Genomic DNA, 26,862 nt, shown 5'->3' with positions numbered 1-26,862 from the left:
GGGCGCGCTTGCCCCGGACCGGGGCAGTCGGTAATATCGCGCATCATGATCTCCCCAGCTTCCCTCGCCAGGCCGTCGCGCGCCCTTGTCGCCTTGGAAGGCGATGCCCGCCCGTTCGGGGGCCAGCGGTGATTCACGGCAGCGTTCGTCGGGCGGCGTCCCGACTTGTTGCGGCGGCCATGGCCTTGCTGTCGGCCGCCCTGCCGGCATCGGCGCATCCCCATGTGTTCATCGACGCCGATGCCGCGCTGATCTTCGGCCGGTCCGGCCGGCTCGAGGCGGTTCGGGTCACCTGGACCTATGACGAATTCTACAGCCTGATGATGATCGAGGATGCGCGGCTTGACGCGGATGGCGACGGCGCCCCCGATCCTGCCCGGCTGCGCGCCTTTGCCGGAAAGGATGTGGACTGGGCGGCGGGTTTTCCGGGACATATCGTCCTGGAACAGGACGGCCGGCCGGTGCCGCTGGGCCGGCCGAAAGCCCATGCGGCGCATTATGCCCAGGGACGCATCATCACCTCGCATGTCCGGCCTCTGAAAAAGCCGGTGGCGGTGACGGCTGCCCATCCGGTGCAGCTGCGGCTCTATGATCCCGAATACTTCGTCGCCTACGACACCCCGCGCGAGCCGACCGTCGAGGGGCTGAGCGGCTGCCGCGTGATCCGCCGCCTTCCCGAAACCTCGGGGCAAGAGGAGCTTCTGGCCGCGTTGCAGGAACTGGATTTCCAGGCCGACTCGCTGACGATCATGAGCATGGCCGATGTCGGGGTGAGCTTTGCCGAGCGGTTCGAGGTCACATGCGGCGCGCGATGATCCTGGCGGCGGGCCTGGCCGCGCTGCTGCTGCTGGCGCTGATCTGGCAGCATCACGCGCAGATCGTCGCCGGGGCAACCGCCATGCAGCGCGATTTCCAGAACGGCCTGGCGCGCAGCCTGCGGGCGCTGAAGACCGGCGAGGGCGGGGCCTGGGCCGGGCTTCTGGGCCTGTGCTGGGGCTACGGCTTCGTTCATGCGGTCGGTCCCGGCCATGGCAAGTTCCTGGTCGGGGCCTATGGCGCCGCGCGCCCGGTCGGGATGGGGCGGCTGGCCGGCGCCACGGTCGCGGCATCGCTGGGCCAGGCGCTGACGGCGGTCCTGCTGGTGCTGGGCGGCATCGGCCTGTTCTCGATGACCCGGCAGCAGCTGACCGCATTGGCCGAAACGACGCTGACGCAGTTCAGCCTGATCTCGATTCTGCTGATCGGGCTGTGGCTGGCCTTTCGCGGCGCGCGGCGCGGCCTGGCCCTGGCGACAGCCCTCGCGTCGTCTCATCATCGTGTGGCCGCTGCGGGTCACCCGCATCACGGCCACGGCGACCACGCCTTTTGCGCAAGCTGCGGCCATGCCCACGCGCCCTCGCCCCAAGCGATCGACGCGGCGACCAGCTGGCGGGAACTCGCCTCGGTCATCCTGGCGATCGCCATCCGCCCGTGCAGCGGCGCGATCCTGCTTCTGGTGCTGACATGGCAGATGAACATCCTGGCCGCCGGGATCGCAGGCGCCTTCGCGATGGCGGCCGGCACCGCCTGCCTGACCCTTCTGGTCGCGGTCATGGGAACCTTCCTGCGCAGCGGCGCACTGGCGGGTGTGGCCGAATCCGCCGCCCTGCGCGCTGTGGCGGCGGGGTTCGAACTGCTGGCCGGGATGGTCGTTGCCCTTCTGGCGGTCGAGGGGCTTGGCCTGTTCTGACAGGCGGCTACGGCATTCCAGCAAGCGCCTTGCGGCATGATGTCCACCCGCATTCCCGCGGCGTTGTTCTTGACGGTCCGGCGTCATAAGCTTCGGCGAAAGGGGGGACACATGCCGCATACCCGCACAGGCAGAACGGTCGGCTGCGAGATCGGCATGGCCTTGGCCGTGCTGGCGTTGTGGATGCTGTCGCTGTTTGCGCCCCTTCATCAGGCAGCCGGGCTTTTGCGCGAGATGGCAAAGGCGGGCCACGAGATCTCTGGCGCCTGGTCGATCTGCGTCACCCTTGCGCAGGACCAGGACCGGCCCGACCACCCGCCCCCGGTCTGTCCCGCGCAGGGCATCGGCAAAAGCGAAATCGCCCTGCCACCCCCGCCCTTCGCCTTGGCCGACCTTCTGCCACTGTCGCATGATGTCGTGATCCCGCAGGACCGGGCGCCGCTGGTGGCGGCGCAGGCATGGCTGCCGAGACAGCCAAGAGCACCTCCGGCACGAACCTGAGCGCGGGTTTTTCGGCTGGCCCGAACCCATCCGCCCGCCGCAGCCCCCAGCGGGGCCCCAGCGGGGCGCGGCGGGTTTCCCTGCCATTCCCGTTTCCCGAGCCATGCTTTGCCGCGCTCGGTCGCGCGCCTTGCCGACCGGCCCGTCACCATCGGCTTCGCGACCGCGCTGGCCGTCCCCTTGCCGGCGCGCGCGCAACACCGACAACCCCATCCAACGAATGAGAGACATCATGTTCCGCAAAACCGTCCTTGCCATGACGCTTGCCACGCTCGCCTCGCCGGTGCTGGCCCATGCCACGCTGGAAGTGCAACAGGCCCCCGTCGGCTCGACCTACAAGGCCGTGCTGCGCGTGCCGCATGGCTGCGGCGATCAGGCCACCCATACGGTGCGCGTCCAGATCCCCGAAGGTTTCTATAACGTCAAGCCGATGCCCAAACCGGGCTGGACTCTGGAGGTGGTCAAGGGCGCCTACGAAAAACCCTTCGAGAATCACGGCGCCACCCTCACCGAAGGCGTGAAGGAAATCGTCTGGTCCGGCGGCAATCTGCCGAACGAGTTCTACGACGAATTCGTCTTCCGGGGCAGCTTCGGCAAGGATCTGGAACCCGGCTCGACCTTCTGGTTCCCGGCCGTGCAGGAATGCGCCAATGGGGAAGAGGCCTGGATCGACACCACCGGCAACCCCGACGCCGACATGCCCGCACCCCGCCTGAAGCTGATCGAAGGCGCCGCGCACTGACCCCATGATGCCATGGCGGGGGGCGCGACCCGCGGCCCCCGCCCCAGCCGGAGATCGCCATGACCCGACCGTTCCGCCTGCAGATCCTTGCGCTGGTCCAGATCCTGCTGCTGACAATGGCCGGGGCGGTCCATGCCCATGCGGTGCTGCAATCCACGGCCCCCGCCGACAACGCCCTGCTGGGCACGGCGCCGGAATCGGCCAGCCTGACCTTCAACGAAGCCGTCGCGCCGCTGGCGATCCGCCTGATCGCGCCGGACGGGACGGAAAGCGACCTGACGGATCGGGTGCCCGGCGCGCAGGAACTGGTCATTCCCCTGCCCCCACTGGGTCAAGGCACGCATGTCCTGTCCTGGCGGGTGGCCTCGGATGACGGGCATCCGATTGCCGGGGCGCTGGTGTTCTCGGTGGGGGTGGTGACCGGCGCGGCGGCTGCGGCGCCGCAGGGCGATCCCGCCGTCCGCGCCGCGATCTGGCTGGCGCGCTTTGCGATGACCTCGGGGCTGGTTCTGGGCGTCGGCGGCGCGCTGTTCGGCGCGGTGGCGGGCCTGTCCGGCAAAGCCCGGCGGCCGGTCGGGCTGGCGGCCTGGGCCGGGTTCGTCGCGGCCCCGGCCTATCTGGGCCTGCACGGGCTGGACGCGCTGGGGCTGGGCCTTGGCGCGCTGTTCACCGCCGCCCCCTGGGCGGCCGCCTGGGGCACCAGCTTCGGCCCCAGCGTGGCCCTGGCGATGGCGGCGGCGGCGCTGGCCCTGCTGTCGCTGCGGTTCCGCGGACTGGCCTGGATCGCGCTGGCGCTGCTGGCCGCGTCCCATGCCGCCAGCGGTCACGCGGGCACGGCCCAACCGCGCTGGATGACCCGGCCGATGGTCTTTCTGCATCTGGCGGCGCTGTGCTTCTGGATCGGCGCGCTGATCCCGCTGGCGCTGTCGCTGCGCGAAGGGGCCGCAGGGCTGCGCCGGTTCTCGGCCGCGATCCCCTTCGCGGTGATCCTGCTGCTGGGTTCGGGCCTTGCGCTGGCCGTGGTGCAACTGGGCCGCGATCCGGCGCAATGGCTGACGCCTTACGGCTTTATCCTTGCCGCCAAGCTGACCCTGCTGGCCGCGATCTTCGCGCTGGCGGGTTTCAACCGCTGGACGCTGACGGCACCGGCGCTGGCGGGCGACGGCGCCGCCGGAAAGGCGATGCGCCGGTCCATCGCGGCGGAGCTGCTGCTGGCGCTGGCGATCCTTGGGCTGACGGCGGGCTGGCGCTTTACCCCGCCGCCCCGCGCGCTGGCCCAGGCCCATGCCGCGATGCCGGCGGCCTACGGGCATCTGCATTCGGACCAGGCCATGGCCAACCTGATCGTGACCCCCGGCGCCGCCGGTCCCGTCTCGGTCGAGATCCAGGTCACGGATGGCGACATGGCGCCCCTCCAGCCGCTTGCCGTCACCCTGAGCCTGTCGATGCCCGAACGCGGGATCGAGCCCATGACCCGGCCAGCCGCCGCGAGGAAGGGCGACGAAGGCGTTTGGCTGGTTCCCGACCTTGTTCTGCCGCTGCCCGGCACCTGGACCGTCGAGGTCGAAATCCGGCTGTCGCGGTTTCAGATGGCGACGCTGGGCGGCACGCTCGACATCGACTGAAAGGACGAACGGCATGAAGCATTTTCTGCGCAACCTGATGCTGGGCACGGTTCTGGCGGCCCTGCCCGCGCTGGCCCTTCCCGCCCATGCCGCCCATGCCGAGGTGCAGGCGGGCGACCTGACGGTCTCGGGGGCCTTCGCCCGCGCCACGCCGCCGCGCGCGCCGGTGGGCGGGGCCTATCTGACGGTCACAAATCACGGCGCGACGGATGACCGGCTGGTCTCGGTGACGGCCCCTGTCGGCAAGGCGGTCCAGATGCACGAGACGGCCGAGAAGGACGGCGTGATGACCATGCGTGAGCTTCCCGATGGCCTGCCGATCCCGGCGGGGGCGGCGGTGACGATGGCCCCTGCCGGTATGCATCTGATGCTGGTCGGCCTGACCGAGCCGCTGGTCGAGGGCGACACGCTGGACATGGTGCTGCATTTCGAAAAGGCCGGCGACGTGCCGGTTCGCTTCGACATCCTCGGCATCCATGCGCGCGGCCGGGCGGACAGGGATCACGCCGCCCCCGCCCATTCCGCGCGTCACGGCCCTGCGGCGCATGAGGCCCAGGCGAAACCGCCGCCCGAACAGGGAAAGGCTTTCGCGCCATTCGACGGGGTGCCTCATGTCGAAGAGGACTGAGACGGCGAAGCGGGGCGGGCGCGCAACGCCTGCCAGGCAGGCTCCTCGGGGGATGCCGCGAAAGACCCTGCGCATTCTGCGCATCGCCTTGTGGGGGCTGGTCCTGCTGACGGGCCTGGCGGCGACCCGGCTGTTTCTTCCCGCCCCTCCCGACCCACAGGAGACGCTGGCCGCCGTCGATCTGGGGCAAGGCGACTATCGGCTGGAGACGACCGAGGGCCAGCCCTTTACCGAAGCCAGCCTGAAGGGCCAGCCCTCGCTGGTCTTTTTCGGCTTCACCCATTGTCCCGACGTCTGCCCGACCACCATGGGCGAGATCATGGGCTGGAAGGACGACCTCGGCCCCCTCGCCGACGGGCTGAAGGTCTGGTTCGTCACCGTTGACCCCGAACGCGATACGCCGGAGGTGCTGCGCGATTACGTCTCGTGGCTGCCCGGTGCCACGGGCGTGACCGGATCGGTCGAGGAGACCGCCAAGGCGCTGATGGCCTTCAGGATCTCCGCCCGGAAGGTGCCGCTGAAAGACGGCGGCTATTCGATGGATCACAGCGCCTCTGTGATGCTGTTCGACCGCGAGGGCCGTTACAGCCAGTTTTTCAGCTATCGGGATGAACCCGAACGGGTCACGACGCAACTGCGCCGCTTGCTGGAGTCGCAGGGATGACGCGGATGCGATCGCTTCGTCTGGTCGGCACAGGCCGCTTTGTTGCCCATCGCGGCAGGGACAAGGCCGGGGCTGCCCCCGCACCTGTAAGCGGTGAGCGACGGCCGACGACGCCACTGGTCGCCCGCGTCCGGGAAGGCAGGCCCGAACGGCGATCCGCGAGTCAAGAGACCTGCCGCAGCGATCACCCATTTCCGGTGCGAGGGGCACCAGGAAAGCGGCCATTCCGCAATAGCGGGCGACCAGCAGTTTCGGCCCCGCCCGATGCAGCGCCTGATAGGCGGCGGCGAAAGCCCGGCGCTGTGCGTCCGACAGGTCGGTGACCAGCGCCGGCTCGTTGATCTGGCCCCATATCGCGCCCGCCTCGGCCAGCTTGCGCGACACCCGCTCATAGGCTGGCAGGATCGCGGGCAGCAGGGCAAAGGGCGGCGCCATCCCCGACCGGCTGCTTCATGGCAAGGCACCGATCGCCCGATCCGTGCCGTGCGGATCGGCGACGGGCTGCCGAAGTCGATCCATCTGGGCATCCGGCGCGGCGACGAGGCCACCGATCACGTCGCAGGCTTCATCCGGCTGGCGCGGCAGACCCGTGTTCAGCCGGCCGAATAGGGCGCGAAGCGCGCCTCGGCGGAGTTGACCGCCAGCGGCCGGCCGACCATGGGAAAGGCGCGCTACGGACAGGCATTTGCGTCGAGCGCGCAGGATGGCCGCGTGGTTTGTCACGATATGCACACCCGGCGGGATGGCGCGCCCCGGGGCAGGCATTGCGCCTTGAGAGGACAGCGCGCAGTCGTGCCGGTCGGCACGATACCATTGCCCGGCTTTGGTGACGTTTCTCGGGGTCAGCCGCCTCCTCGTCGGACACCGGACCGCATCGCGCTTGAACTCGTCGCTGTGTGTCACTGCCATATTCGGTCTCCATTTTGGCGAGCATCGCTCTTTGAAGACCGGAACGGAACTGGGACAGGTCCACACCAGCTTTCCGGCGGCCAGCAGCAGCGCGTCGCGCTGGCGCGCTCGCTCGTGACCGATCCGGCGATTCTGCTGCTCGAGGAGCCGCTCGGCGCGCTCGACAAGAGCCTGCGTGAAAGCATGCAGTTCGAGTTGCGCGAGATTCAGAAGAAGCTGGGGATCACCGCCATCCTCGTCACCCACAACCAGGAAGAGGCGCTGACCATGAGCGATCGCATCGCCGTGATGTCGACCCGGCGCGTGGTGCAGATCGGAACGCCGATCGAGGTCTACGAACAGCCGCGCACGCGCTTCGTCTCCGAATTCCTCGGCACGGCGAACATCCTGCCCGGCGAGGTGGCGGAGCCGGTCGCGGACGGCCGCTGGAACACGGTCATCGTTTTCTGCCTGATCGCGCCACTGTTGACATCCATCATCATGCGCACCTTCGGCTGGACCGTGCTGTTCGCCCGCAGGGGCCTCATCAACAACTGGCTCGTCGAGTGGGGCCTGGTGGCGCGCCCGCTGCGCATCGTCGATACAGAGCTGATGGTCTATGTCGGACTGGCGCATGTGCTGGTGCCCTTCATGGTGCTTTCCATGAGAGTGTCAGATCTTCTGTGTATGAGAGATCCGGTCCATGCTTCTTCGAAAGGAAGCATGCATGACGATTTCCAAGGAACTGCTGGACGAACTGCTGAAGGGAGTAAAGCGCCCTGAGGACCTGCTCGGCGACAGCGGGCTGATGAAAGAGTTGAAGATCAAGCTGATGGAGCGGATGCTGGGCGCGGAGCTGACGGCGCATCTTGGCTATGAAGATGGCAAGGAAGCCCCTCCGGGTCAGAGCATCCGCCGGAATGGCGCCTCGACCAAGGTGCTGAAGGGGCAGGACGGCGAGATGCCGGTTGCGGTGCCCCGCGACCGCGACAGCAGCTTCGAACCGGAACTGGTGAAGAAGGGCCAGACCCGGAATCGACGGGATGGATGGCAAGATCATCGGACTCTACGCGGCCGGGCTGACAGTCCGGGATATCCAGGCCCATCTGCTCGATCTCTATGGCCTGAAGGTCTCGCCCGACCTGATCAGCCGCGTCACTGACGCCGTCCTGGACGAGGTCCGGGAATGGCAGAGCCGGGCGTTGGAGCGGATGTATCCGATCGTGATCTTCGACGCCCTGCGGGTGAAGATCCGCGATGCCGACAGCCGGACGGTGAAGAACAAGGCCGTGTATGTCGCCCTCGGCGTCACTCGAGACGGCCTGCGCGAGGTTCTGGGCCTGTGGGTCGCCGAAAATGAAGGCGCCAAGTTCTGGCTCTCGGTGATGAACGAGCTGAAGAACCGGGGCACGCAGGACGTCCTGATCGCGGTCGTGGACGGGCTGAAGGGTTTCCCCGAGGCGATCAGCGCGGCCTTCCCGAACGCCATGGTCCAGACCTGCCCTCGCCATGGTCACTCGGACCAGTGGCGTTCCCATGGCTCGATGCATCTGGTGCGCCATTCCCTGAACTTCTGTTCCTGGAAGGACCGCAAGGGCGTGGCCGCCGATCTGCGCCGGATTTACAGCGCCCCGACGGCCGATATGGCCGAGGCCGAACTCGACGCCTTCGAGGAAAAATGGGCTGGGAAATACCCGTCCATCGCCCCGGCCTGGCGCAGGGCTTGGCAGGAAGTGATCCCGTTCTTCGGCTTCGATCCGGCGATCCGCAAGATCATCTACACGACGAATGCCATCGAGAGCCTGAACCGCGTGATCCGGAAAACGATCAAGACGCGGGGTTCCTTCCCGACCGACGAGTGAATAGCCTCGAGTTTCTTAGACGCCTTCCCGTCTCATCATCTGCCGTCGCTCGAACTCTGCGGGCGACAGCATTCCGTTTCTCGCATGTTTGCGCTTCGGGTTATAGAACATCTCGATATAATCGAACACGTCCTGCCTTGCGTCTTCGCGGGTCCGGTAGGTCCTGCGCCTGATCCGTTCGCGCTTGAGCAGGTTGAAGAAGCTCTCGGCAACAGCGTTGTCGTGACAGTTGCCACGGCGGCTCATGGAATGCTCAAGATTGTGGGCGCGCAGGAATGCTGCCCAGTCCATGCTGGTGAACTGGCTGCCCTGATCTGAATGAACCAGCACCTTGGTCTTCGGCTTGCGCCGCCAGACGGCCATCAGCAGGGCCTGCAGAACGACATCTGTCGTCTGCCGACTTTGCATCGACCAGCCAACCACACGCCGGGAATAGAGATCGATGACCACCGCGAGGTAGGCGAACCCCTCTTGCGTCCGGATGTAAGTGATATCGGTCACCCAGACCTTGTCCGGGGCCTCGACGTTGAACTGCCGGTCGAGGGTGTTGTCGACCACGACCGACGGCTTGCCGCCATAACTTCCGGGGCGGCGCTTGTAGCCGATCTGCGCCTTGATCCCCGCAAGCTGCGTCAATCGGGCGACCCGGTTCGGACAAATGCTTTCGCCCTGTTCAACCAGATCATCATGCAGCTTGCGGTAGCCGTAGACCTTGCCGCTCTCGGCCCAAGCCTTCTGCAGCAGTTCGGTCTGGCGCCTGTCTTCCTGGGCTCGCGCGCTCACCGGCGCCTGCAGCCAGGCATAGAACCCGCTCGGCTGGATGCGCAGGCACCGGCACATCGCACGGATGGAAAACTGACCCCGATGCTCGGCCACGAACGCGTATCTCACTTTGCATCCCTGGCGAAATACGCGGTGGCTTTATTTAGGATGTCACGTTCCTCCGATACCCGGACCAGCTCTCGCTTCAGTCGTCAGATCTCGGCATCCTTTGCCGTCTCACCCGACACCGCCTTCGCGAACTTGCGCTTCCAGGCATAGAGCGAGTGCGTGCTCACCCCGAGCCGCTCAGAGACCTCCTTGGCCGGGTAGCCCCGCTCCGTGATCTGCGCCACCGCATCGCGCTTGAAATCGTCAGTGAAATTACCTGTGCCCATCATGGCCTCCTTGCCTCAAAGTTAGCGAAAAAGGCGTCCACGAAACATGGGGCTATTCAGTTCTGCGCTTGGTGGCACGCCTCATCCTCAGCCGCGCTCCACCAACCGAATTCATCCTGGCATGGTCATTCTGGCGCCGACGACATCAGGCCTATGCAGCAAACGCGCATCGCAGAAGACAACATGAAAAGCAACTGTAGTACTAACGCCCTGCCGCCCGGTCCAGATCCTCGGGCGTGTTGATATTGAAGAAGGGATCCTCGGGACCGGCGTGCCAGATCGCGGTCGCCGCCCCATGGGCCGCTGCGAAAGCCCGCACGCGCCGCTGGCCCGACGCCAGGGCGGCGCGCAGGTCGTCGCGCAGCGCCACCGGCCACAGGCCGAAGGTCGGGTGGGCGATCACCTGCCCGTCTGCGTCCCGGCTGGCGGCCAGCACGATGCCAGTCCCGGCCTGGGTCAGGCGCAGGGCCAGATCCGCCGGGAAAAACGGCGTATCGCCCGCCACCGACAGAACCCGCTCGGCCCCCCGCCCCGCCGCCCAGTCCATCCCCGCCAGGATCCCCGCCAGCGGCCCCGGATGATCCGGCAGGCCGTCGGCGACGACCGGCAGGCCGAATGCCGCGAAGCGGGCCGGATCGCCGTTCGCGTTCAGCGCCAGGGGCCTGCATTGCGGGGCCAGCCGGTCGACGATCCGCGCCAGGATCGGCCTGCCGCGCAGATCCAGCAGGCATTTGTCGCCGCCGCCCATCCGGGTCGCGCGGCCTCCGGCAAGGATGATGGCGGGGGGCAGGGTCATCAGGGGGTTGTCCCGCCTTCCGGGCGGCAGGGCAAGCCCCCTCAGGCGACGGCGCCCTGCGGCAGCAGCCAGACGCCCCGGTCCGGCGCATGGCGCACCCGCAGCGCGCAGCCATAGGCCTGGGACAGCAGCGGGTCGGTCAGCACCAGATCGGGCGCCCCTTGCGCCAGGGCGCGACCGCCCTGCATCAGCAGGACGTGATCGGCGAACATCGCGGTCAGGTTCAGGTCGTGCATCACCGCCACCACGCCGCCGCCCTGCCGGGCATAGTCCTGGGCCAGCCGCATCACCGTCAGCTGATGGGCGATGTCCAGGCTGCTGACGGGTTCGTCCAGCAGCAGCCAGCGGGGACCGTCCGGCCCGACGGGGTGCCAGACCTGCACCATCGCGCGGGCCAGCTGCACGCGCTGCTGTTCGCCCCCCGACAACTGCTGATAGAGCCGCCCCGGATGGCCCGGCAGGCCCACCCGCAGCAGCGCGGCGCGGATCAGCGCGTCCTGTTCGGCGCGCGCGCCGGGACGGGCGGTCAGGCCGATGCGGACGATCTCGGCCACCGAGAACGGAAAGCTCAGCCCGCTGTGCTGGGGCAGGACGGCGCGGCGCAGGGCCAGGGCGTCCGGGGCCATCCCGGCGATGTCGGCGCCGTTCAGCGTGACGGCCCCCGCCTGGGGCGCAAGCTCGCCCGTCAGGCAGCGCAGCAGCGTGGTCTTGCCCGATCCGTTCGGGCCGATGACGGCGGTCAGGCGGCCCGGCTCGGCCCGCAGGTCGACGCCGTGCAGGACCGGCGCGCGGCCCAGGCGGGCCTGGATGTCGCGGGCGATCAGCGTCACAGGTCCACCACGCGGCGATTGGACAGCAGCACCCACAGGAAGAACGGCCCGCCGATCATCGCGGTGACGATGCCGATGGGCAGTTCGGCGGGCGCGACCACCGTGCGGCTGATCATGTCGGCGCAGATCAGGCTAGATGCGCCCAGCAGGCCGGAATTGACCAGCAGCCAGCGGTGGTCCGGTCCCGTCGCCAGCCGCAGCAGATGCGGCACGACGATGCCCACGAAGCCGATCCCGCCCGAGATGGCGACCGCCGCGCCCGTGGCGCCGGCCGTGGCCAGGATCGCCACGGCCTTGACCCGCTGCAGGGGGATGCCGACATGGGCGGCCGCGGCCTCGCCCAGGGCCAGACCGTTGAGGCCCCGCGCCAGGAACGGCGCGGCGATCAGCGCGGCGGCGATCAGGGGACCGGCGGCGGCGATCTTGGTCCAGCTTGCGCCCGCCAGCGATCCCAGCCCCCAGAAGGTCAGGTCGCGCAGCTGGTCATCGTTCGCCTTGTAGACGATCAGCCCCGACAGGGCGCTGACCATCGCGGCCAAGGCGATCCCCGCCAGCAGCATCGTCGCGATCGAGGTGCGCCCCTGCCGCGTCGCGATGCCATACAGGACCAGCATCGACAGCCAGCCGCCCGCGAAGGCCGCCAGCGGCACCAGGTGCCAGCCCGCCAGGGCGGCCAGCGACGGCGGCAGCAGACCGCCCAGCACGATCGCCGCGATGGCCCCCAGCGAGGCGCCTGAACTGACCCCCAGCAGGCCCGGATCGGCCAGCGGGTTGCGGAACAGCCCCTGCATCACTGCGCCCGACACCGCCAGCGCGGCGCCGACCAGGATGCCCGTCACCAGGCGCGGCAGGCGGATGTCCAGAAGCACCACCCGGTCGGTCAGCGCGATCTCTCGCCCCGCCAGCCAGTCGGCCAGCACGCGCGGGGCCGACACGCCCGATGCGCCATGGCCCAGCGACACCAGCGCGACCGCCGCCAGCAGCAGCGCCAGCACCACCGCCAGGACGCGCCCCAGATGGCGGCGGTCGCCCGCCAGCCGCCGATGTGGGGCGTCAAGCGCCACCATCGGGCGCCCCATAGATGGCGTCGTGCAAATCCAGCGCGGCCTGCCCGGTTCGCGGCCCGAAGCCCAGAAGATACAGCCCGTCCATGCGGATCACCCGGCCCGCCTTGCCCGCCGGCGTGGTCGCGATCGCGGGCATCGCCAGCAGTTCGGCGTGGGGCGCGTCATGGTCGCTGTCGCCGCCCCGGTCCATCATCAGGATCACGTCGGGCGCGGCGGCGGTGATCGCCTCGGGGGTCAGGGGCTTGTAGCCCTGGAACCCCTGGACGGCGTTTTCCGCGCCCGCCAGATGGATGATCGCCTCGGCCCCGCTGCCCTGGCCGCCCGCCATGACGCGGCCGCCTTGCAGGGACAGGATGAACAGCACGCGCCGCTTGTCGATGTCCTGCGTGGCGGCGGCCAGCCTGTCCAGGTCGGCCCGCAGCGCGGCGGCGGGGCCGTCGGCCGCCTGCGGCACGCCCAAGGCCTCGGCCACGGCGCGGATCTTGGCGACCAGCCCGTCGGCATCGGTGCCCGCCGGGATCGTCTCGAAGGGGATCCCGGCCTGGGCCAGCACGGCGACGGCTTCGGGCGGGCCTGCCCCCTCCTCGGCCAGGATCAGGTCGGGATCGACCGACAGCACGCCTTCAGGCGACAGCGCGCGGACATAGCCCACGTCCGGCAGGGCCTGCGCCTGTTCCGGGAAGGTCGAGGTCGTGTCGCGCCCGACCAGCCGGTGCTGCTGGCCCAGGGCATAGACGATTTCCGTCACCGACCCGCCGATGGACAGGACGCGCCGCGCATCAGGATGGGGATCGGCGGGATGGGGATCGGCCAGGGCGGGGGCCGCCGCCACCAGCAGGCCAAGGGCGAGCGACCGGATCATGCCGCATCTCCGCCGGGCAGCGCGCCCGCCAGCCGCGCCCAGGCGTCGGGATCGCCGCCCTTGTCGGCGCGCATCCCGAAGCACTGGAAGATCAGCTCTCCCGAGGCGGCGAAGGCCTCAACCGACAGGGCGCTGCCGCGCCGGGTGGGCTTGTCCACCAGCCAGACCTCGGCCACATGATCGGCGCGCAGGTGCAGGTCGAAGCGCGGATCCAGCACGTTCAGCCACGGGCCCATGGCCTTGACGTTCTGGAACGTGCCCGAATGGATCTGGATGCAGCCCATGTTGCCCACGAACAGCATCACCTGCTGGCCCTGCGCCTGAATCGCGTCGAACATCCGCGCCACCGCCGCCACGGCCAGCGGCCGGGCATGGGGCGCGCCGACCGTGCGATAGGCGCCCAGCCGGTTCATCTTCAGCCGCCGCACCAGGGTGTTGAACTGATGCGTGTCGGTCATCTGCGCCCATTCGGCCCGCAGCGCATCCACCCGGTCGGGATTGCCGCGCGCCCCTTCCGCCTCGGCGCGGGGGGCGAAATGCGACAGCTCCTCGCCGCCGGGCAGCGCCAGGTCGCGGCGCAGCGCGGCCTAGGCGTCCGGATCCGATCCGGCGCGCAGATGCACCTTGTGGACCGCATCGCCCGCCGCGTCGAAGACCTGGATCGACCTGCGCGGACCATCGGGCGAAGGTGCCTCGAGACAGAAGGCATGGACCCAATGGCGAGGGAACAGGCGCAGGTCGATTTCGGGATCCAGCGTCATCGCGGCATGGTCGCCGTCGTGGAATTCGTTATAGGTGCCGATCTTCTCGATCACGCAGGAGGTGTTGCGGGTCAGGGCCATCACCTCGCCCAGCGACCGCACCGCCGGGATCAGCCGCGACGGGGCGGGGTCGATCCGCGTGGCGCCGTGGCCCAGTTCCGCCTCGACCAGGGCGGCCTCGGGCAGGCCAAGCTGGCCCGCCAGGTCGAACGGCCGCACCGTGGCGTCGCGTTTCAGCGCCCGCAGGCGCGCGGGGGTCAGGTCGTTCATGGTGGCCTCTTCCTGCAACGGCTTTCGCGGCATCTGGCGCAGGCTCGACGCAATTCTTGACATGATTAGTCGGAAACCCTAGCGGACGCAAGACGCACTCGACCATGACTGTCGGGATCCGCCATGAAGACCGCCCTGCCCGCCCCGACCGGAGCCCGTTCATGAGACATGACCCCCTGCCCCCCTTCCAGACCGAGGCCGCGCTGCCCGACCTTTCCTTTGCCGCCGTCGACGCCCTGATCCGGGCCGAGGCCGCCAAACAGGGGCTGGACCTGCATGGCGGGCATGGCCGCTCGACCTGGTGCAAGCTGCCGGGAGGGGACGAATTCGGCGCAAGGATGGGACCGACCGGCAGCATCCTCTATATCCGCGCCCATGCCCGCGACCGCCTGCACGATCTGCTGGAGGCGGTGGACCATCATCTGGCCCGGCACCTGCCGGGCCTGCGGCCCGCCTGGTCGTCGCTGGACGAACCGGGCGCGCATCCGCCGAATTTCAGCCTGGCGCGCGTGGCGGGCGTCACCCGGATCGCCGCCGACTTCCTGCGGCTGCGGCTGGAAGGCGGCGACCTAGCCCGCTTCGCGCGCGATCTGATCCATTTCCGCCTGGTGTTGCAGCCCCCCGGCGCATCGGCGCCCGCATGGCCGGTGATCGGCCCGGATGGCCGCACCCTCTGGCCCAAGGGGGCGGCGGCGCTGCACCGTCCCGCCTATACCGTGCGCCATATCGACCCCGGCGCGGGCTGGCTGGAAACCGACATCTTCGTCCATGACGGCGGCCGCGCCTGCGGCTTTGCCGCCGCGGCGGCACCCGGAACGGCGGTCGGGCTGACCGGCCCCGGCGGGGGCGTGCTGGCGCAAGGCCGCAGCCTGCTGCTGGGCGGGGACGAGACCGCCTTTCCGGCGATCGCCCGCGCCACCGAGGCCGCAGGCCCGGACACGACCGGAGAATGCCACCTGTTCGGCCTCCGGGCCGATTACCCCCTGCCGCGGCATCCGGGGATCCGCGTCAGCCACGCCCCCAGCGGAGAGGCGGCCCTGGCCTGTCGGCTGCGGCGGGACGGCACCGATGCCGACCGGATCTGGCTGGCCACCGAACGGACGCGGCTGGCGCCCCTGAAGGCGGCCATCGCCGACCTGGGCCTGGGGACGGCGCGCGCCCATCTGGCCGCCTATTGGAGCGCGTGACGCCCTTTCCCGAATCTGAATAGTTGACAATTTTACATGGCCGTTTGATACCCGGCCCGATGTGCGGGCCGGCGACGGCCGCGTCCCGCGCCTGTCCGACCCCTCCGCCCCGGCGGATCAAGAAGCCAGGAACGCCATGACCTACCTGCCGCAGCCACGCCTCGGCGCAGCCCTTGCCCTGACGCTCACCTGCCTGCTGGCGCCTCTGGCGCAGGCGCAGGATGCCGCGCCGGGCCAGACCACGACCCAGGCTCCGGCCCCTGTCCAGGCCCCGACCCCGGTCCAGACCGACGCGCCCGCCCAACCCCAGGCCCCGGCGGCGCAGCAACCCGCCGCGCCCGCGCAGGCGACGGCTCCGGCGGCGACCGAAACCGGATCCGCCGCCCCTGCCGCGACCCCTGCGGCGCCTGCCCCTGGTCCCGAGGCGACCCCGACGACGCCCGTTGCCGACCCCCCGGCGGCGGCCCCCGCGCCCGCAACCCCGGCCGTTCCCGCGCCCGAGCCAGAGCCGGTCGCGGATTTCCTGCCGCAATCCATGCAGGACGCCCTGGCGCCGATCCTGGCCCCGCCCGCGCGCGATCCGAACCTGCCGCACGACCTGTCGCCGATAGGGATGTTCTGGGCCGCCGACATCGTGGTCAAGGCGGTGATGATCGGGCTGGCCTTCGCCTCGGTCGTCACCTGGACGGTGCTGGTGGTGAAGGCCCTGGAACTGTGGGGGGCCAGCGCCGCCGTGCAGGGTGGCATCCGCCGCATCCGGCGCGCCGACACGCTGGAGGCCGCCGTCGCCGCCAGCGGCAACCGCCGCGACGCGGTGTCGCGCATGATCCGCCAGGCGGCCGAGGAATACCGCCGGTCGAAGCCCGCCCTGGACGTGGCGGGCGACGGCGGGGTCAAGGAGCGCGTCGAATCCCAGCTGGACCGGATCGAGGCCGTCGCGGGCCGCCGCATGGGCCGGGGCACCGGCGTCCTGGCGACCATCGGATCCACCGCGCCCTTCGTGGGGCTGTTCGGCACCGTCTGGGGGATCATGAACAGCTTCATCGGCATTTCCGAAAGCCAGACCACCAACCTGGCCGTGGTGGCCCCCGGCATCGCCGAGGCGCTGCTGGCCACCGCCATCGGGCTGGTCGCGGCGATTCCCGCCGTGGTGATCTACAACGTCTTCGCGCGCGGCATCACCGGCTATCGCCTGCGTCTGGCCAATGCGGCGGCGGGCGTGCGTCAGCTGGTCAGCCGCGACCTGGACTTCCGCGGCGTCGCCGCGCCCCGGCCGGGGGTCTAGGCCATGGCAGGCGGGATCCGCGAGTCGGGCGACGATCTGGTCGAGAACCACGAGATCAACGTCACCCCCTTCATCGATGTGATGCTGGTGCTGCTGATCATCTTCATGGTCGCCGCGCCGCTGGCCACGGTCGATGTGAACGTGGACCTGCCGGTGTCGAACGCCACGCCCGCTGAACGCCCGGACCAGCCCGTCTATGTGACCGTGAAGCCCGATCTGACGCTGGCGCTGGACAATACCGACATCGCGCCGGGCGGGCTGGCCGCGGCCCTGGCCGCCGCGACCGAGGGCGACCGCGAACAGCGCATCTTCCTGCGCGCCGACCGCGAGGTCGCCTATGGCGACCTGATGGAGGTGATGAACACCCTGCGCGATACCGGCTATCTGAAGATCGCGCTTGTGGGGCTTGAATCGGCGCAGGCGGGCGGGCCTGCCGCGTCCGGCGCCGATCCCTTGCCCGCCGCGCCTGCGCCGGCGGAACCCGCGCGATGAGCGGCCGCGCCGCCCGCGCGATCCGCGAGGGCGCTCTGTGGGGCGGCGCCTCGGTCCTGGTGCTGGCGCTGCACCTGGGCGGCGCGCTGTGGATCATGCAGCGGGCCGAGGCCGCCGCCCCGCCAGGCCTGCCGGAACCCGTCTTCGTGGATCTGGCCCCTGCCGAGGCGCCGACCGAGGAAGCCGTCGCCCCGACCGAGGAGCCGGTCGAGGAGGCCGCCGAAGACCCCGCCGAGCCGGAGCCGCAGCCCGAACCGGAACCCGAACCGGAACCTGGGCCTGAGCCGGAACCCGAGGAAGTCGTCGAGCCGCTGGAGCTGCCGCCCTTGCCGGAACTGGAGCCCTTGGACGACATGGCCGAACTGTTCCCCCCCGCGCCGCCGGAACTGGACACCCCGCCCGAGGTGGTGCTGAACAGCTCGGCCCGCCCGCAACGCCGCCCCGAGCGCGCGCCGGAACCCGAGCCGCAGCGCGAACCGGAACCTCGGCGCGAGCCGCGCCGCGAACCGCAGCCGCAGCCGCAGCGCCAGGCCGAGCCGCGCCAGGAACAGCCCGCCCGGCAGCAGCCGGCGCGGCGGGCCGAGCAAGGCCAGCAGGGCGCCACCGGCAGGACCGGGGTCAGCGCCCAGCAACGCGCCCGCGACGAGGCAAGCTGGAAGCAGCAGGTCGGCGCCTGCATCCTGCGCTCTGCCTCGCGCGTGTCGGGGGCGCGGGGATCGCGGGGGGTGGTGAACCTGGTGATCGCACGGAACGGGCGGGTCCAGGCGGCCTCCCTGGGCGGATCGACCGGAAATGCGCGCGTCGACAGGGAAATCGCGCGGGCCATGGGCCGTGCCCGCTGCCCCGCAGCCCCGCCCAGCCTGACGAACGCGTCCTATAATTTCCAGCAGCCGTTCTCGATCCAATAGGGCAGGCCAATAGGGTCGGCCAACAGGGGCGGGACGCGTGCGGCGGAGACGAAGGCGGGGGGCTGTCTGCCCCCCGGCCGCCTTTCGGGCGGCTCCCCTCGAGGATATTTGCATCAAGGCAAAGGGCAGGCGTTCAGCCGAAGACCTGCGGCTGGTCCAGGCGCAGGCGGGCCAGGATCCCCTCGATCCGGCTGAGATGCCGGCGGATGGCGGCGACGGCGGCATCGCCGTCGCGGCGGCGCAGGGCCTCCAGGATCTGTCCATGTTCGGCAAAGGCCGTCTCGCTGCCATAAGAGAGCGACAGGTACTGGGCCCGGTCCATGTGGCCCTTGCTGTCGCGGATCAGCGTCCAGACGAATTCCAGCCCGGCGAAGGTGCAGATGTCGCGGTGGAAGCGGTCGTCCAGGGCGTGGAAGGCCGCGCGGTTTCCCGCCTGGATTTCTTGGTCTTGCAGGTCGATCAGCCGCCCCAGGGCGTCCAGGTGGTCGGGGGTCAGGCGCCGCACCGCGACGCGCATGCAGGATTCTTCCAGCGCGGCGCGGATGAAGCAGGCCTGCAAGACCGCATCTTCCGAAATCGGCGTCACGATGGTGGCGCGCTGCGGCCGGATCTCGATGAAGCCCAGTTGCGACAGGCGATAGAAGGCGTCGCGCACCGGCTGGCGCGAGACGCCCATCTGGGCGGCCATCTCGGCCTCGGACAGTCTGGCGCCGGGCGGCAGGACCAGGGTCACGACCCGTTCATACAGCAGGTCGAAGACCTGATCCGTGACGGTGCGTGACCGTCCTGCGTCCAGAACCGGCGGATCGACCCTGGAAAGCCCGCGTGATGACGCCATCTCGGCACCCGATTGACCATTCTTGAAAACTAGCATATTAGATGGCTAGACGCAAAACAAGCACGGCTCGATGGGAGGGAGGATGGGATTGCTGGATGAGGATCGGCTGTTTCCGCTGGACGGGCGGGCCCGCGACATGGCGCGCGATCTGTATGCAGGGATACGCGACCTGCCGATCATCAGCCCGCACGGCCATACCGACCCCCGCTGGTTCGCCGAGGACCAGCCCTTTCCCGACCCCGCGCAACTGTTCGTGACGCCGGATCACTACGTCTTTCGAATGCTGGTGTCGCAGGGCGTGGCGCTGACCGACCTGGGCGTGCCGCGCGTCGACGGAGGTCCGACCGGGACGGACGGGCGCGCCATCTGGCGGCTGTTCGCCAGCCATTACCACCTGTTCGCGGGCACGCCGTCGCGGCTGTGGCTGGACCACAGTTTCCAGCATGTCTTCGGCATCGACCGGCGGCTGTCGGCCGAGACGGCGGACTGGTATTACGACCATATCGCCGATTGCCTGGCGCGGCCCGAATTCCGCCCCCGCGCGCTGTTCAAGCGCTTCAACATCGAGGTCATCGCCACGACCGAGGCCGCGACCGACGATCTGCGCTGGCACCGGATGATCCGCGATTCGGGCTGGGGCGGCCGCGTCGTGACCGCCTATCGCCCCGACGGCGTGGTGGACCCCCAGGTGGCGGGCTTTGCCGACAACGTGGCGCTTCTGGGTCAGCAGACCGGTTTCGATACCGCGACCTGGACGGGCTATCTGGACGCGCACCGGGCGCGGCGGGCATTCTTCAAGGACCACGGCGCGACCTCCAGCGACCACGGCCACGCCAGCGCCCGGACCGAGGATCTGCCCCAGGCCGAGGCCGCCGCGCTGTTCCAGAAGGCGCTCTGCGGCACCTGCTCGGCGGATGAGGCCGACGCCTTTCGCGGGCAGATGCTGACCGAAATGGCGCGGATGAGCCTGGAGGACGGGCTGGTCCTGCAAATCCATCCGGGCTCGCGGCGCAACCATTCCGGCCCGGTGATGGCCGTGCATGGCCGCGACAAGGGCTTCGACATTCCCGGCCGCACCGATTACGTCGCCGCCCTGCGCCCGCTGCTGAACGCGGTGGGGATGCGCCCCGACCTGACGGTGATCCTGTTCACCCTGGACGAGACCGCCTATTCCCGCGAACTGGCGCCGCTGGCGGGGGTCTATCCCTGCCTGCGGCTTGGCCCGCCCTGGTGGTTCCATGACAGCCCCGAAGGAATGCGGCGGTTCCGCGAGATGACCACGGAGACCGCCGGCTTCCATAACACGGTGGGGTTCAACGACGATACCCGCGCCTTCTGCTCGATCCCCGCGCGCCACGATGTCGCGCGGCGGGTCGATTGCGGCTTCCTTGCGACGCTGGTCGCCACCGGACGCCTGCACGCGGACGAGGCGCCCGCGCTTGCGCACCAGTTGACCTACGGCCTCGCCAAGAAGGCCTACAAACTCTGAACTTCACCAACGGGAGGAAAACCATGAAGTTCGTCACCACCACCCTTGCCGCCCTGCTGTGTTCGGCCAGCCTTGCCTCTGCCGCCGATTGCGAGATCACGCTGCGGTCCTCCGACACCCATCCCGACGGCTATCCGACCGTCGAGGGCGTCAAGGCCATGGCGAGCGAGGTCAAGGAAAAGACCGCGGGCCGCATCTGCATCGAGGTCTTCCCCTCGGCCCAGCTGGGCGAGGAGAAGGACACCATCGAACAGACCCAGTTCGGCGTGATCGACATGATCCGCGCATCCTTCGGGTCGTTCAACGACATCGTGCCGGTCACGCAGCTGATGTCCCTGCCCTATCTGTTCCGGTCCGAGGACCACCAGCACGCCGTCATGGACGGTCCCATCGGCGAGGAGATCGCGGCGGCCTTTGCCGAAAAGGATCTGATCGCGCTGGCCTATTACGACGGCGGCGCGCGCAACTTCTATAACTCGCAAAAGCCGATCCGGTCGGTCGAGGATCTGGCCGGCATGAAGTTCCGCGTCATGCAGAACGATGTCTTCGTGGACATGATGTCGGCGCTTGGCGCCAATGCCACGCCGATGCCTTACGGCGAGGTCTATTCCTCGATCCAGACGGGCGTGATCGACGGGGCCGAGAACAACTTCCCCTCCTATGACAGTTCGGGCCATGTCGAGGTGGCGAAGTATTTCACCCTGGACCAGCACCTGATGGTCCCGGAACTGGTCGCGGTATCCAGGATCGCCTGGGACAAGCTGACCCCCGAGGATCAGGACATCCTGCGCACGGCGGCGAAGAATTCCGCCACGGTGCAGCGCCGCCTGTGGGCCGAGCAGGAAAAGGCCAGCGAGGACAAGGTCGTGGCCGCGGGCGCCGAGGTCATCAAGGACGTCGACAAGACCGCCTTCATCGAGGCGATGGCCCCCGTCTATGAGAAATACGTGACCACGCCCGAGGCGCAGGATCTGGTCAGGCGCATCCAGGAAACCCAGTGACGCATCGGCTCGCGGCCTCGGTCGCGAGCCTTTCCTTTCCGCAATCGAAAGGTGACGCCATGCAAGGCAGCATCGCCGCATTGTCGCGCTTGAACGCCTGGCTTTCCCGGATCAGCCTGTGGCTAGCGGGGACCGGGCTGGTGGCGATGACCATCATCGTCTTTGCGCAGGTCTTCATGCGCTATGTCATGAACGACAGCCTGCTGTGGGTCGAACCCGTGGCGATCCTGCTGATGAGCTGGTTCATCTTCCTGGGAGCCGCCGTGGGGGTCCATGAAAGCTTTCACATGGGCTTCGACGTGCTGCTGTTCTTCCTGCCCGACAGCGCGGGAACCTGGCTGAAGGCCCTGTCCGATCTGGCGGTGCTGGCCTTCAGCATCGGCATGGCGGTCTATGGCTGGCAGCTGATGGCCCGGACCTGGGATTCCACCCTGCCGGTGATCCGGCTGCCGGGGGGCTTCGGCTATATGCCGCTGTTCGCGGGCGGCGTCCTGATGACGCTGTTCGTGCTGGAACACCTGCTGAACCGCCTGTCGGGCCGCATGGTCGAGACGCCGCCCGACGCCGAAGACATCCTGATGACCGAGGCTTGACATGGAATACCTGATCCTGTTCGGCGTCTTCACGCTGCTGATGCTGATCGGCACCCCGATTGCCTTCTGCCTGGGCATTTCCAGCCTGGCCACCGTCGGCTATCTGGGCCTGCCGCCGCTGGTGGTGTTCCAGCGGCTGTCGGCGGGGATTTCGGTCTTCACGCTGATGGCCATCCCGTTCTTCATCTTCGCGGGCGACCTGATGGTCAGGGGCGGCATCGCCGCGCGGATCGTGGCCTTCGCCGGGTCGCTGATCGGCCATGTCCGGGGCGGGTTGGGACAGGTCAACATCGCCGCATCGACCCTGTTCGGCGGCATCTCCGGGTCGGCGGTGGCCGAGGCGGCGGCGGTCGGCGGCATCATGATCCCGCAGATGAAGGCGCGCGGTTACGGCGCCGATTACGCGGTCAACGTGACCTCGATGGCGGCGCTGATCGCGCTGCTTCTTCCGCCCAGCCACAACATGATCATCTATTCGATCTCGGGCGGGGGGCGGATTTCCATCGCCGACCTGTTCACGGCGGGGATCATTCCGGGCCTGCTGCTGGCGGTCGCGCTGTCGATCACCGCCTATGCCGTCGCCCGGCAGCGCGGCTATCCGACCGAGCCTTTTCCCGGCTTTGCCCGCGTGTTCCGCTTCCTGCTGGAATCCATCCCCGGAATGCTGCTGATCGCCATCATCTTCGGCGGCGTCCGGTCGGGCATCTTCACCGCCACCGAAAGTTCCTGCATCGCGGTGCTTTACGCGCTGCTGGTGACGATGGTCGTCTATCGCAGCATGTCCTGGTCGGATTTCGTCCACGCCACCCAGCAGGCGGTGCGCACGACCGCGATGGTCCTGTTGATCATCGGCATGGCGGGGGCCTTCGGCTGGCTGATGGCCTATCTGCATGTGGCGCAGATCTCGCTCGACTGGATGCAGTCGGTATCGAACAATCCCTTCGTGATCCTGCTGATGATCAACATCGTGCTGCTGGTGCTGGGCACCTTCATGGACATGTCGCCGCTGATCATCATCACCACGCCGATCTTCCTGCCGGTGGTCGCGGCCTTCGGCGTCGATCCGGTGCATTTCGGCGTCATCATGATCCTGAATCTGGGCATCGGGCTGAACACCCCGCCGCTTGGCCCGGTGCAGTTCGTCGCCGCCGCCGTCGCCCGCATTTCCATATGGGAGGCGATGCGCAGCGTCTGGCCCTTCTATGCCGCGGGCCTGATCGTGCTGATGCTGGTGACCTATGTTCCCGCCCTGTCGCTGTGGCTGCCGGGGGTGTTCAGATGACCGATCCCGTCCGCACCGTGCTGGCCCATGCCCCCGACCTGATGGTCGTCCGCTTCGCCTTCCGGGCGGGCGACCGGGGGGCGCCGCATTCCCATCCGCATGTGCAGTCGACCTATGTCCGGTCGGGCCGCTATCGCTTCCATGTCGATGGCCGCGCATTCGAGGTCGGGCCGGGCGATGCCTTCATCATCCCGTCCGGCGCCGAACACGGCTGCACCTGTCTTGAGGGGGGCGAGCTGATCGACAGCTTCACCCCCCGCCGCGACGATTTTCTGTAGGAAGGACCGACCGATGACCCATGTCGAAACCCGCCACGCGATCCATCCCGATCACGCGAAGCGCATGGACACCGCCGAACTGCGCCGGCATTTCCTGACCGAGGGCCTGTTCGCCGCTGCCGAGATCCGGCTGGTCTATACCCATTACGACCGCTTCGTGCTGGGCGGCGCGGTCCCCGACGGCGCCGACATCACCCTGGACAAGATCGAGGAAACCAAGACCGCGACCTTCCTGGAGCGCCGCGAGATGGGCATCGTCAATATCGGCGAGGCGGGCTCGGTCACGGCGGCGGGCCAGACATGGGAGATGAAGAACGGCGACGTGCTGTATCTGGGCATGGGATCGGGCGCCGTCACCTTCAGCGGCAAGGGGCGGTTCTACATCACCTCCTGCCCGGCGCACCGCGCCCTGCCCTGCCGCCTGGTCACGGTCCAGGACGCCAAGGAGATGAAGACCGGCGCGGTGGAAACCTCGAACAAGCGCACCATCCGGCAGTTCATCCACCCGCTGGTCATGGAAAGCTGCCAGTTGGTGCTGGGCTATACCACGCTGGAGGACGGGTCGGTCTGGAACACCATCCCCAGCCATGTCCACGACCGGCGGATGGAGGCCTATCTGTATCACGGCATGGCGCCTGAATCGCGCGTGCTGCACCTGATGGGCGAGCCGCAGGAAACCCGCCACCTGTTCGTCGCCAATGAACAGGCGGTGATCTCGCCGTCCTGGTCGATCCATTCGGGCGGGGGCATCGGCGGCTATACCTTCATCTGGGCGATGGCGGGCGACAACGTGGATTACACCGACATGGACTTCGTGCAGCCGGAGGATCTGCGGTGAATCCGTTCTCGCTGGACGGCAAGGTGGCGCTTGTCACCGGCGCCAATACCGGCATCGGCCAGGCCATCGCCGTCGCCATGGCGCAGGCAGGGGCCGAGGTCATCGCCGCAGGCCGCCGCGACTGCGACGAGACGCTGGCGCTGATCGGCCAGGTTTCTGAAAACCGGGGCCGCGCGCTGAGGCTGGATTTCAGCGACCCGATGGCGGCGCGGGACGTGTTCGCGTCCGAACGCATCGACATTCTGGTGAACAACGCCGGCATCATCCGCCGCGCCGATGCGGTGGATTTCACCGAAGCCGACTGGGACGAGGTGATGGACGTGAACCTCAAGGCGCTGTTCTTCACCTGCCAGGCCTTCGCCAGGGCGGCCCTGCCGCGCGGGCGGGGCAAGATCGTCAACATCGCGTCCCTGCTGTCCTTCCAGGGCGGCATCCGGGTGCCGTCCTATACAGCGTCGAAACATGGCGTGGCGGGCCTGACCAAGCTGATGGCCAACGAATGGGCGGCGCAGGGCCTGAACGTCAACGCCATCGCGCCGGGCTATATCGAGACGAACAATACCCAGGCCCTGCGCGCCGATCCCGCCCGGTCCGCCGCCATCCTGGACCGGATCCCGGCGGGCCGCTGGGGCCGCCCCGAGGATATCGGCCAGACCGCCGTGTTCCTGTCCGCGCCCGCGTCCGATTACATCAACGGCGCGATCCTCAATGTCGATGGAGGCTGGCTTGCCAGATAGGCTTTACCGCGACCCCGCCACGGCGGGGGGCATCGTCCATCTGGGCTTGGGCGCCTTCTTCCGCGCGCATGGGGCGATCTATGTGGCCCAGGCGGGCGGCTGGGGCGTCACCGGCGTCTCGCTGCAATCGCCCGGCACACGCGACCGGCTGAAACCGCAAGGCTGGGCCTATACGGCGGTCGAGCTTGGCCAGGATGGGGAGGTTCCGCAGGTGGTGAAGGTGCTGCGCGACGTGCTGGTCGCGCCCGAGGATCCGCAAGCGGTGCTGGACGCCATGGCCTCGCCCGCCACGCATGTCGTCAGCCTGACGGTGACGGAAAAGGGCTATTGCCACGAACCCTCGACCGGCCGCCTGAACCCCGACCACCCCGACATCCGGCATGATCTGGCCAACCCGCTGCCGCGCTCCGCGCCCGGTTTCCTGGTCCGCGCCCTGGCCGCGCGCCGCGACGCTGGCCTGCCGCCCTTCACGGTGCTGTGCTGCGACAACCTGCCCGAAAACGGCCGGGTGGTGCGGGGCGTGGTGGGGGATCTGGCCCGGCTGATCGACCCGGCCCTGGCCGAGTGGATCCAGGCGACGGGCGCCTTCCCCTCGACCATGGTGGACCGCATCGTCCCCGCGACGACTCCGGCCGATCTGGACCGGCTGGAAGCGGCGACGGGCACCCGCGACGAAGCCCCGGTGATGCACGAACCCTTCCGCCAATGGGTGATCGAGGACGATTTTTGCGGTCCCCGCCCGGCTTTCGAGCGGGTCGGCGTGCAGATGGTCGCGGATGTCACGCCCTTCGAGCATATGAAGCTGCGGATGCTGAACGGCACGCATTCCAGCCTGGCCTATCTGGGCTATCTGGCGGGGCACGAAACGATTGCCGAAACCATGGCCGATCCGGTCTTCGCCGGATTCGTGCGCAGCCTGTGGCGGGACGAGATCATTCCCGCGCTGACGCCTCCGCCGGGCGAGGATCTGGCCGCCTATGCCGATGCGCTTGCCGCGCGCTATGCCAACCCGGCGATCCGGCACCGGACCTGGCAGATCGCCATGGACGGCAGCCAGAAGCTGCCGCAGCGGATCCTGGGCACCATCGCGGAAAGCCGCGCGGCGGGGCGCGCGGTGCCGGGGCTGACCTTGGCCGTGGCGGCCTGGATGCGCTATGCCTCGGGGCGCGACGAACAGGGCGCGGCGATCGAGGTCAAGGATCCGCTGGCCCCGCGCCTTGCCGCGCTGTGGCGGGACGACCCGGCCCAGACGGTGGCGGGGTTCCTGGGGCTGGCCGGGGTGTTCCCGCCCGCTCTGCGCGAGGATGCGGGCTTTGCGGCGGATCTGACGGCGGCGCTGTCGGGGCTGGTGCGGGACGGGTCGCGGGCGATGGTGGCGGGGGTTGCAGCGGTGGGGTGAAACCCCATCCCACGGTCGGCCGGGCGGAATCAGGAAACGCATCCGTTTCCCCGCCCGCTGCGTGACGGCGCAACCGGAAACGGTTCAGCAAACAACCACGAGAGGCCGGGGCGGGGCGGGCGCTGGCCGGGCCTTTGAGGCCCGTCCGGTCGG

The 26,862-nt window shown here is 68.9% G+C and carries 27 protein-coding genes, 3 pseudogenes and 1 riboswitch; of the genes and pseudogenes, 21 read left to right on the top strand and 9 right to left on the bottom strand.

All coding sequences use genetic code 11. The annotated features are described in order from the left end of the window. Positions 1–179: 179 nt before the first annotated feature. The 7 genes from PXD02_RS02535 to PXD02_RS02505 all read left to right on the top strand — a co-directional run bounded on the left by PXD02_RS02535 (position 180) and on the right by PXD02_RS02505 (position 5,889). Complete coding sequence (locus PXD02_RS02535; RefSeq protein WP_275105390.1) at positions 180–815, top strand: DUF1007 family protein; 636 nt, start codon at positions 180–182, stop codon at positions 813–815. Continuing rightward, on the top strand, positions 800–1,729 hold the full coding sequence (locus PXD02_RS02530; RefSeq protein ID WP_275105389.1) for a nickel/cobalt transporter: 930 nt from the start codon (positions 800–802) through the stop codon (positions 1,727–1,729). Before PXD02_RS02535 ends, PXD02_RS02530 begins: the two co-directional genes overlap by 16 nt. A 111-nt stretch (positions 1,730–1,840) precedes the next feature. After that, positions 1,841–2,230 (top strand): hypothetical protein, encoded by a 390-nt coding sequence (locus PXD02_RS02525; protein ID WP_275105388.1) that lies wholly within the window; start codon positions 1,841–1,843, stop codon positions 2,228–2,230. A gap of 232 nt (positions 2,231–2,462) precedes the next feature. Next, entirely contained in the window at positions 2,463–2,972 is a 510-nt protein-coding gene (locus PXD02_RS02520) for a YcnI family copper-binding membrane protein (protein ID WP_275105387.1), read from the top strand. Positions 2,973–3,031: 59 nt separating this feature from the next. Beyond that, on the top strand, positions 3,032–4,597 hold the full coding sequence (locus PXD02_RS02515) for a copper resistance CopC/CopD family protein (protein ID WP_275105386.1): 1,566 nt from the start codon (positions 3,032–3,034) through the stop codon (positions 4,595–4,597). Positions 4,598–4,610: 13 nt separating this feature from the next. Continuing rightward, complete coding sequence (locus tag PXD02_RS02510; RefSeq protein WP_275105385.1) at positions 4,611–5,225, top strand: copper chaperone PCu(A)C; 615 nt, start codon at positions 4,611–4,613, stop codon at positions 5,223–5,225. Between the two features lie 52 nt (positions 5,226–5,277). Then, entirely contained in the window at positions 5,278–5,889 is a 612-nt protein-coding gene (locus tag PXD02_RS02505; RefSeq protein WP_275105384.1) for an SCO family protein, read from the top strand. A 14-nt stretch (positions 5,890–5,903) separates the two neighbouring features. Continuing rightward, positions 5,904–6,083: riboswitch (cobalamin riboswitch) on the top strand. A gap of 88 nt (positions 6,084–6,171) precedes the next feature. Here PXD02_RS02505 and PXD02_RS16825 read toward each other — a convergent pair. Next, positions 6,172–6,324 (bottom strand): annotated as a pseudogene (locus tag PXD02_RS16825) (hypothetical protein); the annotation flags it as partial. Between the two features lie 198 nt (positions 6,325–6,522). Between PXD02_RS16825 and PXD02_RS02495 the strand changes: the two are divergent. After that, positions 6,523–7,560, top strand: coding sequence for an ATP-binding cassette domain-containing protein (locus tag PXD02_RS02495; protein WP_275105382.1), 1,038 nt, complete (start codon positions 6,523–6,525; stop codon positions 7,558–7,560). After that, positions 7,505–8,636 (top strand): annotated as a pseudogene (locus tag PXD02_RS02490) (IS256 family transposase); the annotation flags it as partial. The gene PXD02_RS02495 and the pseudogene PXD02_RS02490, both read left to right, overlap by 56 nt. Before the next feature lie 18 nt (positions 8,637–8,654). Here the strand turns inward: PXD02_RS02490 and PXD02_RS02485 are convergent. From PXD02_RS02485 to PXD02_RS02455, 7 genes and pseudogenes are all read right to left on the bottom strand, one after another. Beyond that, a pseudogene (locus PXD02_RS02485) lies at positions 8,655–9,796 on the bottom strand (IS3 family transposase). A 202-nt stretch (positions 9,797–9,998) separates the two neighbouring features. Continuing rightward, positions 9,999–10,592, bottom strand: a complete 594-nt coding sequence (mobA, locus tag PXD02_RS02480) for a molybdenum cofactor guanylyltransferase MobA (protein ID WP_275105381.1) — start codon at positions 10,590–10,592, stop codon at positions 9,999–10,001. 41 nt (positions 10,593–10,633) lie between these two features. Then, a complete protein-coding gene (locus PXD02_RS02475; RefSeq protein ID WP_275105380.1) occupies positions 10,634–11,422 on the bottom strand; it encodes a heme ABC transporter ATP-binding protein in 789 nt (262 codons plus the stop codon). Then, entirely contained in the window at positions 11,419–12,489 is a 1,071-nt protein-coding gene (locus tag PXD02_RS02470) for a FecCD family ABC transporter permease (RefSeq protein WP_275105379.1), read from the bottom strand. The genes PXD02_RS02475 and PXD02_RS02470 overlap by 4 nt, the downstream gene beginning before the upstream one ends. Next, positions 12,476–13,351, bottom strand: a complete 876-nt coding sequence (locus PXD02_RS02465; RefSeq protein WP_275105378.1) for a heme/hemin ABC transporter substrate-binding protein — start codon at positions 13,349–13,351, stop codon at positions 12,476–12,478. Before PXD02_RS02465 ends, PXD02_RS02470 begins: the two co-directional genes overlap by 14 nt. Then, complete coding sequence (locus tag PXD02_RS02460; protein WP_275105377.1) at positions 13,348–13,809, bottom strand: ChuX/HutX family heme-like substrate-binding protein; 462 nt, start codon at positions 13,807–13,809, stop codon at positions 13,348–13,350. Before PXD02_RS02460 ends, PXD02_RS02465 begins: the two co-directional genes overlap by 4 nt. A gap of 129 nt (positions 13,810–13,938) precedes the next feature. Next, on the bottom strand, positions 13,939–14,382 hold the full coding sequence (locus PXD02_RS02455; protein WP_275105376.1) for a ChuX/HutX family heme-like substrate-binding protein: 444 nt from the start codon (positions 14,380–14,382) through the stop codon (positions 13,939–13,941). A 161-nt stretch (positions 14,383–14,543) separates the two neighbouring features. Here PXD02_RS02455 and PXD02_RS02450 point away from each other — a divergent pair, with 161 nt between their 5' ends. The 4 genes from PXD02_RS02450 (at position 14,544) to PXD02_RS02435 (ending at position 18,254) form a co-directional block, all read left to right on the top strand. Next, the gene (locus tag PXD02_RS02450; RefSeq protein ID WP_275105375.1) at positions 14,544–15,569 is read left to right on the top strand and encodes a siderophore-interacting protein; all 1,026 of its coding nucleotides are present in this window, start codon (positions 14,544–14,546) and stop codon (positions 15,567–15,569) included. Positions 15,570–15,705: 136 nt separating this feature from the next. Next, on the top strand, positions 15,706–16,854 hold the full coding sequence (gene exbB, locus PXD02_RS02445; RefSeq protein WP_275105374.1) for a tonB-system energizer ExbB: 1,149 nt from the start codon (positions 15,706–15,708) through the stop codon (positions 16,852–16,854). 3 nt (positions 16,855–16,857) lie between these two features. Beyond that, positions 16,858–17,346 carry a TonB system transport protein ExbD gene (exbD, locus tag PXD02_RS02440; RefSeq protein WP_275105373.1) on the top strand — a complete coding sequence of 163 codons (489 nt, stop codon included), beginning with the start codon at positions 16,858–16,860 and terminating at the stop codon, positions 17,344–17,346. Next, entirely contained in the window at positions 17,343–18,254 is a 912-nt protein-coding gene (locus PXD02_RS02435; RefSeq protein ID WP_275105372.1) for an energy transducer TonB, read from the top strand. The genes exbD and PXD02_RS02435 overlap by 4 nt, the downstream gene beginning before the upstream one ends. 133 nt (positions 18,255–18,387) lie before the next feature. Here the strand turns inward: PXD02_RS02435 and PXD02_RS02430 are convergent, their stop codons facing one another. After that, the gene (locus PXD02_RS02430; RefSeq protein ID WP_275105371.1) at positions 18,388–19,092 is read right to left on the bottom strand and encodes a GntR family transcriptional regulator; all 705 of its coding nucleotides are present in this window, start codon (positions 19,090–19,092) and stop codon (positions 18,388–18,390) included. 82 nt (positions 19,093–19,174) lie between these two features. On the opposite strand from PXD02_RS02430, the gene uxaC reads away from it, so the two are divergent. Genes uxaC through PXD02_RS02390 form a run of 8 tightly spaced genes read left to right on the top strand, consistent with a single transcriptional unit; the run spans position 19,175 to position 26,709 of the window. Continuing rightward, positions 19,175–20,581 (top strand): glucuronate isomerase, encoded by a 1,407-nt coding sequence (gene uxaC / locus PXD02_RS02425; RefSeq protein ID WP_275105370.1) that lies wholly within the window; start codon positions 19,175–19,177, stop codon positions 20,579–20,581. 23 nt (positions 20,582–20,604) lie between these two features. Next, positions 20,605–21,582 carry a TRAP transporter substrate-binding protein gene (locus PXD02_RS02420; RefSeq protein WP_275105369.1) on the top strand — a complete coding sequence of 326 codons (978 nt, stop codon included), beginning with the start codon at positions 20,605–20,607 and terminating at the stop codon, positions 21,580–21,582. 59 nt (positions 21,583–21,641) lie between these two features. Next, positions 21,642–22,175: a TRAP transporter small permease gene (locus PXD02_RS02415; RefSeq protein WP_275105368.1), complete on the top strand. Its 534-nt coding sequence runs from the start codon at positions 21,642–21,644 to the stop codon at positions 22,173–22,175. A 1-nt stretch (position 22,176) separates the two neighbouring features. Next, positions 22,177–23,457 (top strand): TRAP transporter large permease, encoded by a 1,281-nt coding sequence (locus tag PXD02_RS02410; protein ID WP_275105367.1) that lies wholly within the window; start codon positions 22,177–22,179, stop codon positions 23,455–23,457. Continuing rightward, positions 23,454–23,735 (top strand): cupin domain-containing protein, encoded by a 282-nt coding sequence (locus PXD02_RS02405; protein WP_275105366.1) that lies wholly within the window; start codon positions 23,454–23,456, stop codon positions 23,733–23,735. Before PXD02_RS02410 ends, PXD02_RS02405 begins: the two co-directional genes overlap by 4 nt. Before the next feature lie 13 nt (positions 23,736–23,748). Further along, positions 23,749–24,573, top strand: coding sequence for a 5-dehydro-4-deoxy-D-glucuronate isomerase (kduI, locus tag PXD02_RS02400; protein WP_275105365.1), 825 nt, complete (start codon positions 23,749–23,751; stop codon positions 24,571–24,573). Further along, positions 24,570–25,310, top strand: a complete 741-nt coding sequence (kduD, locus tag PXD02_RS02395) for a 2-dehydro-3-deoxy-D-gluconate 5-dehydrogenase KduD (protein WP_275105364.1) — start codon at positions 24,570–24,572, stop codon at positions 25,308–25,310. The genes kduI and kduD overlap by 4 nt, the downstream gene beginning before the upstream one ends. Further along, a complete protein-coding gene (locus PXD02_RS02390) occupies positions 25,288–26,709 on the top strand; it encodes a mannitol dehydrogenase family protein (RefSeq protein WP_275106341.1) in 1,422 nt (473 codons plus the stop codon). Before kduD ends, PXD02_RS02390 begins: the two co-directional genes overlap by 23 nt. Positions 26,710–26,862: the final 153 nt, after the last annotated feature.

The sequence above is a fragment of the Paracoccus sp. S3-43 genome (assembly GCF_029027965.1).
Taxonomy (GTDB): Bacteria; Pseudomonadota; Alphaproteobacteria; order Rhodobacterales; family Rhodobacteraceae; genus Paracoccus.
Note: the sequence above shows the minus strand (reverse complement) of the source record. Positions and strands in the feature narration are given on the sequence as shown.

What these genes read in the sequence shown, in the direction of transcription:
- PXD02_RS02535 (WP_275105390.1), top strand. Translation starts at nt 180, where the DNA reads ATGGCCTTGCTGTCGGCCGCCCTGCCGGCATCGGCGCATCCCCATGTG.
- PXD02_RS02530 (WP_275105389.1), top strand. Translation starts at nt 800, where the DNA reads ATGCGGCGCGCGATGATCCTGGCGGCGGGCCTGGCCGCGCTGCTGCTG.
- PXD02_RS02525 (WP_275105388.1), top strand. Translation starts at nt 1,841, where the DNA reads ATGCCGCATACCCGCACAGGCAGAACGGTCGGCTGCGAGATCGGCATG.
- PXD02_RS02520 (WP_275105387.1), top strand. Translation starts at nt 2,463, where the DNA reads ATGTTCCGCAAAACCGTCCTTGCCATGACGCTTGCCACGCTCGCCTCG.
- PXD02_RS02515 (WP_275105386.1), top strand. Translation starts at nt 3,032, where the DNA reads ATGACCCGACCGTTCCGCCTGCAGATCCTTGCGCTGGTCCAGATCCTG.
- PXD02_RS02510 (WP_275105385.1), top strand. Translation starts at nt 4,611, where the DNA reads ATGAAGCATTTTCTGCGCAACCTGATGCTGGGCACGGTTCTGGCGGCC.
- PXD02_RS02505 (WP_275105384.1), top strand. Translation starts at nt 5,278, where the DNA reads ATGCCGCGAAAGACCCTGCGCATTCTGCGCATCGCCTTGTGGGGGCTG.
- mobA (WP_275105381.1), bottom strand. Translation starts at nt 10,592, where the DNA reads ATGACCCTGCCCCCCGCCATCATCCTTGCCGGAGGCCGCGCGACCCGG.
- PXD02_RS02470 (WP_275105379.1), bottom strand. Translation starts at nt 12,489, where the DNA reads ATGGTGGCGCTTGACGCCCCACATCGGCGGCTGGCGGGCGACCGCCGC.
- PXD02_RS02465 (WP_275105378.1), bottom strand. Translation starts at nt 13,351, where the DNA reads ATGATCCGGTCGCTCGCCCTTGGCCTGCTGGTGGCGGCGGCCCCCGCC.
- PXD02_RS02460 (WP_275105377.1), bottom strand. Translation starts at nt 13,809, where the DNA reads ATGACCGACACGCATCAGTTCAACACCCTGGTGCGGCGGCTGAAGATG.
- PXD02_RS02455 (WP_275105376.1), bottom strand. Translation starts at nt 14,382, where the DNA reads ATGAACGACCTGACCCCCGCGCGCCTGCGGGCGCTGAAACGCGACGCC.
- PXD02_RS02450 (WP_275105375.1), top strand. Translation starts at nt 14,544, where the DNA reads ATGAGACATGACCCCCTGCCCCCCTTCCAGACCGAGGCCGCGCTGCCC.
- exbB (WP_275105374.1), top strand. Translation starts at nt 15,706, where the DNA reads ATGACCTACCTGCCGCAGCCACGCCTCGGCGCAGCCCTTGCCCTGACG.
- exbD (WP_275105373.1), top strand. Translation starts at nt 16,858, where the DNA reads ATGGCAGGCGGGATCCGCGAGTCGGGCGACGATCTGGTCGAGAACCAC.
- PXD02_RS02435 (WP_275105372.1), top strand. Translation starts at nt 17,343, where the DNA reads ATGAGCGGCCGCGCCGCCCGCGCGATCCGCGAGGGCGCTCTGTGGGGC.
- PXD02_RS02430 (WP_275105371.1), bottom strand. Translation starts at nt 19,092, where the DNA reads ATGGCGTCATCACGCGGGCTTTCCAGGGTCGATCCGCCGGTTCTGGAC.
- uxaC (WP_275105370.1), top strand. Translation starts at nt 19,175, where the DNA reads ATGGGATTGCTGGATGAGGATCGGCTGTTTCCGCTGGACGGGCGGGCC.
- PXD02_RS02420 (WP_275105369.1), top strand. Translation starts at nt 20,605, where the DNA reads ATGAAGTTCGTCACCACCACCCTTGCCGCCCTGCTGTGTTCGGCCAGC.
- PXD02_RS02415 (WP_275105368.1), top strand. Translation starts at nt 21,642, where the DNA reads ATGCAAGGCAGCATCGCCGCATTGTCGCGCTTGAACGCCTGGCTTTCC.
- PXD02_RS02410 (WP_275105367.1), top strand. Translation starts at nt 22,177, where the DNA reads ATGGAATACCTGATCCTGTTCGGCGTCTTCACGCTGCTGATGCTGATC.
- PXD02_RS02405 (WP_275105366.1), top strand. Translation starts at nt 23,454, where the DNA reads ATGACCGATCCCGTCCGCACCGTGCTGGCCCATGCCCCCGACCTGATG.
- kduI (WP_275105365.1), top strand. Translation starts at nt 23,749, where the DNA reads ATGACCCATGTCGAAACCCGCCACGCGATCCATCCCGATCACGCGAAG.
- PXD02_RS02390 (WP_275106341.1), top strand. Translation starts at nt 25,288, where the DNA reads ATGGAGGCTGGCTTGCCAGATAGGCTTTACCGCGACCCCGCCACGGCG.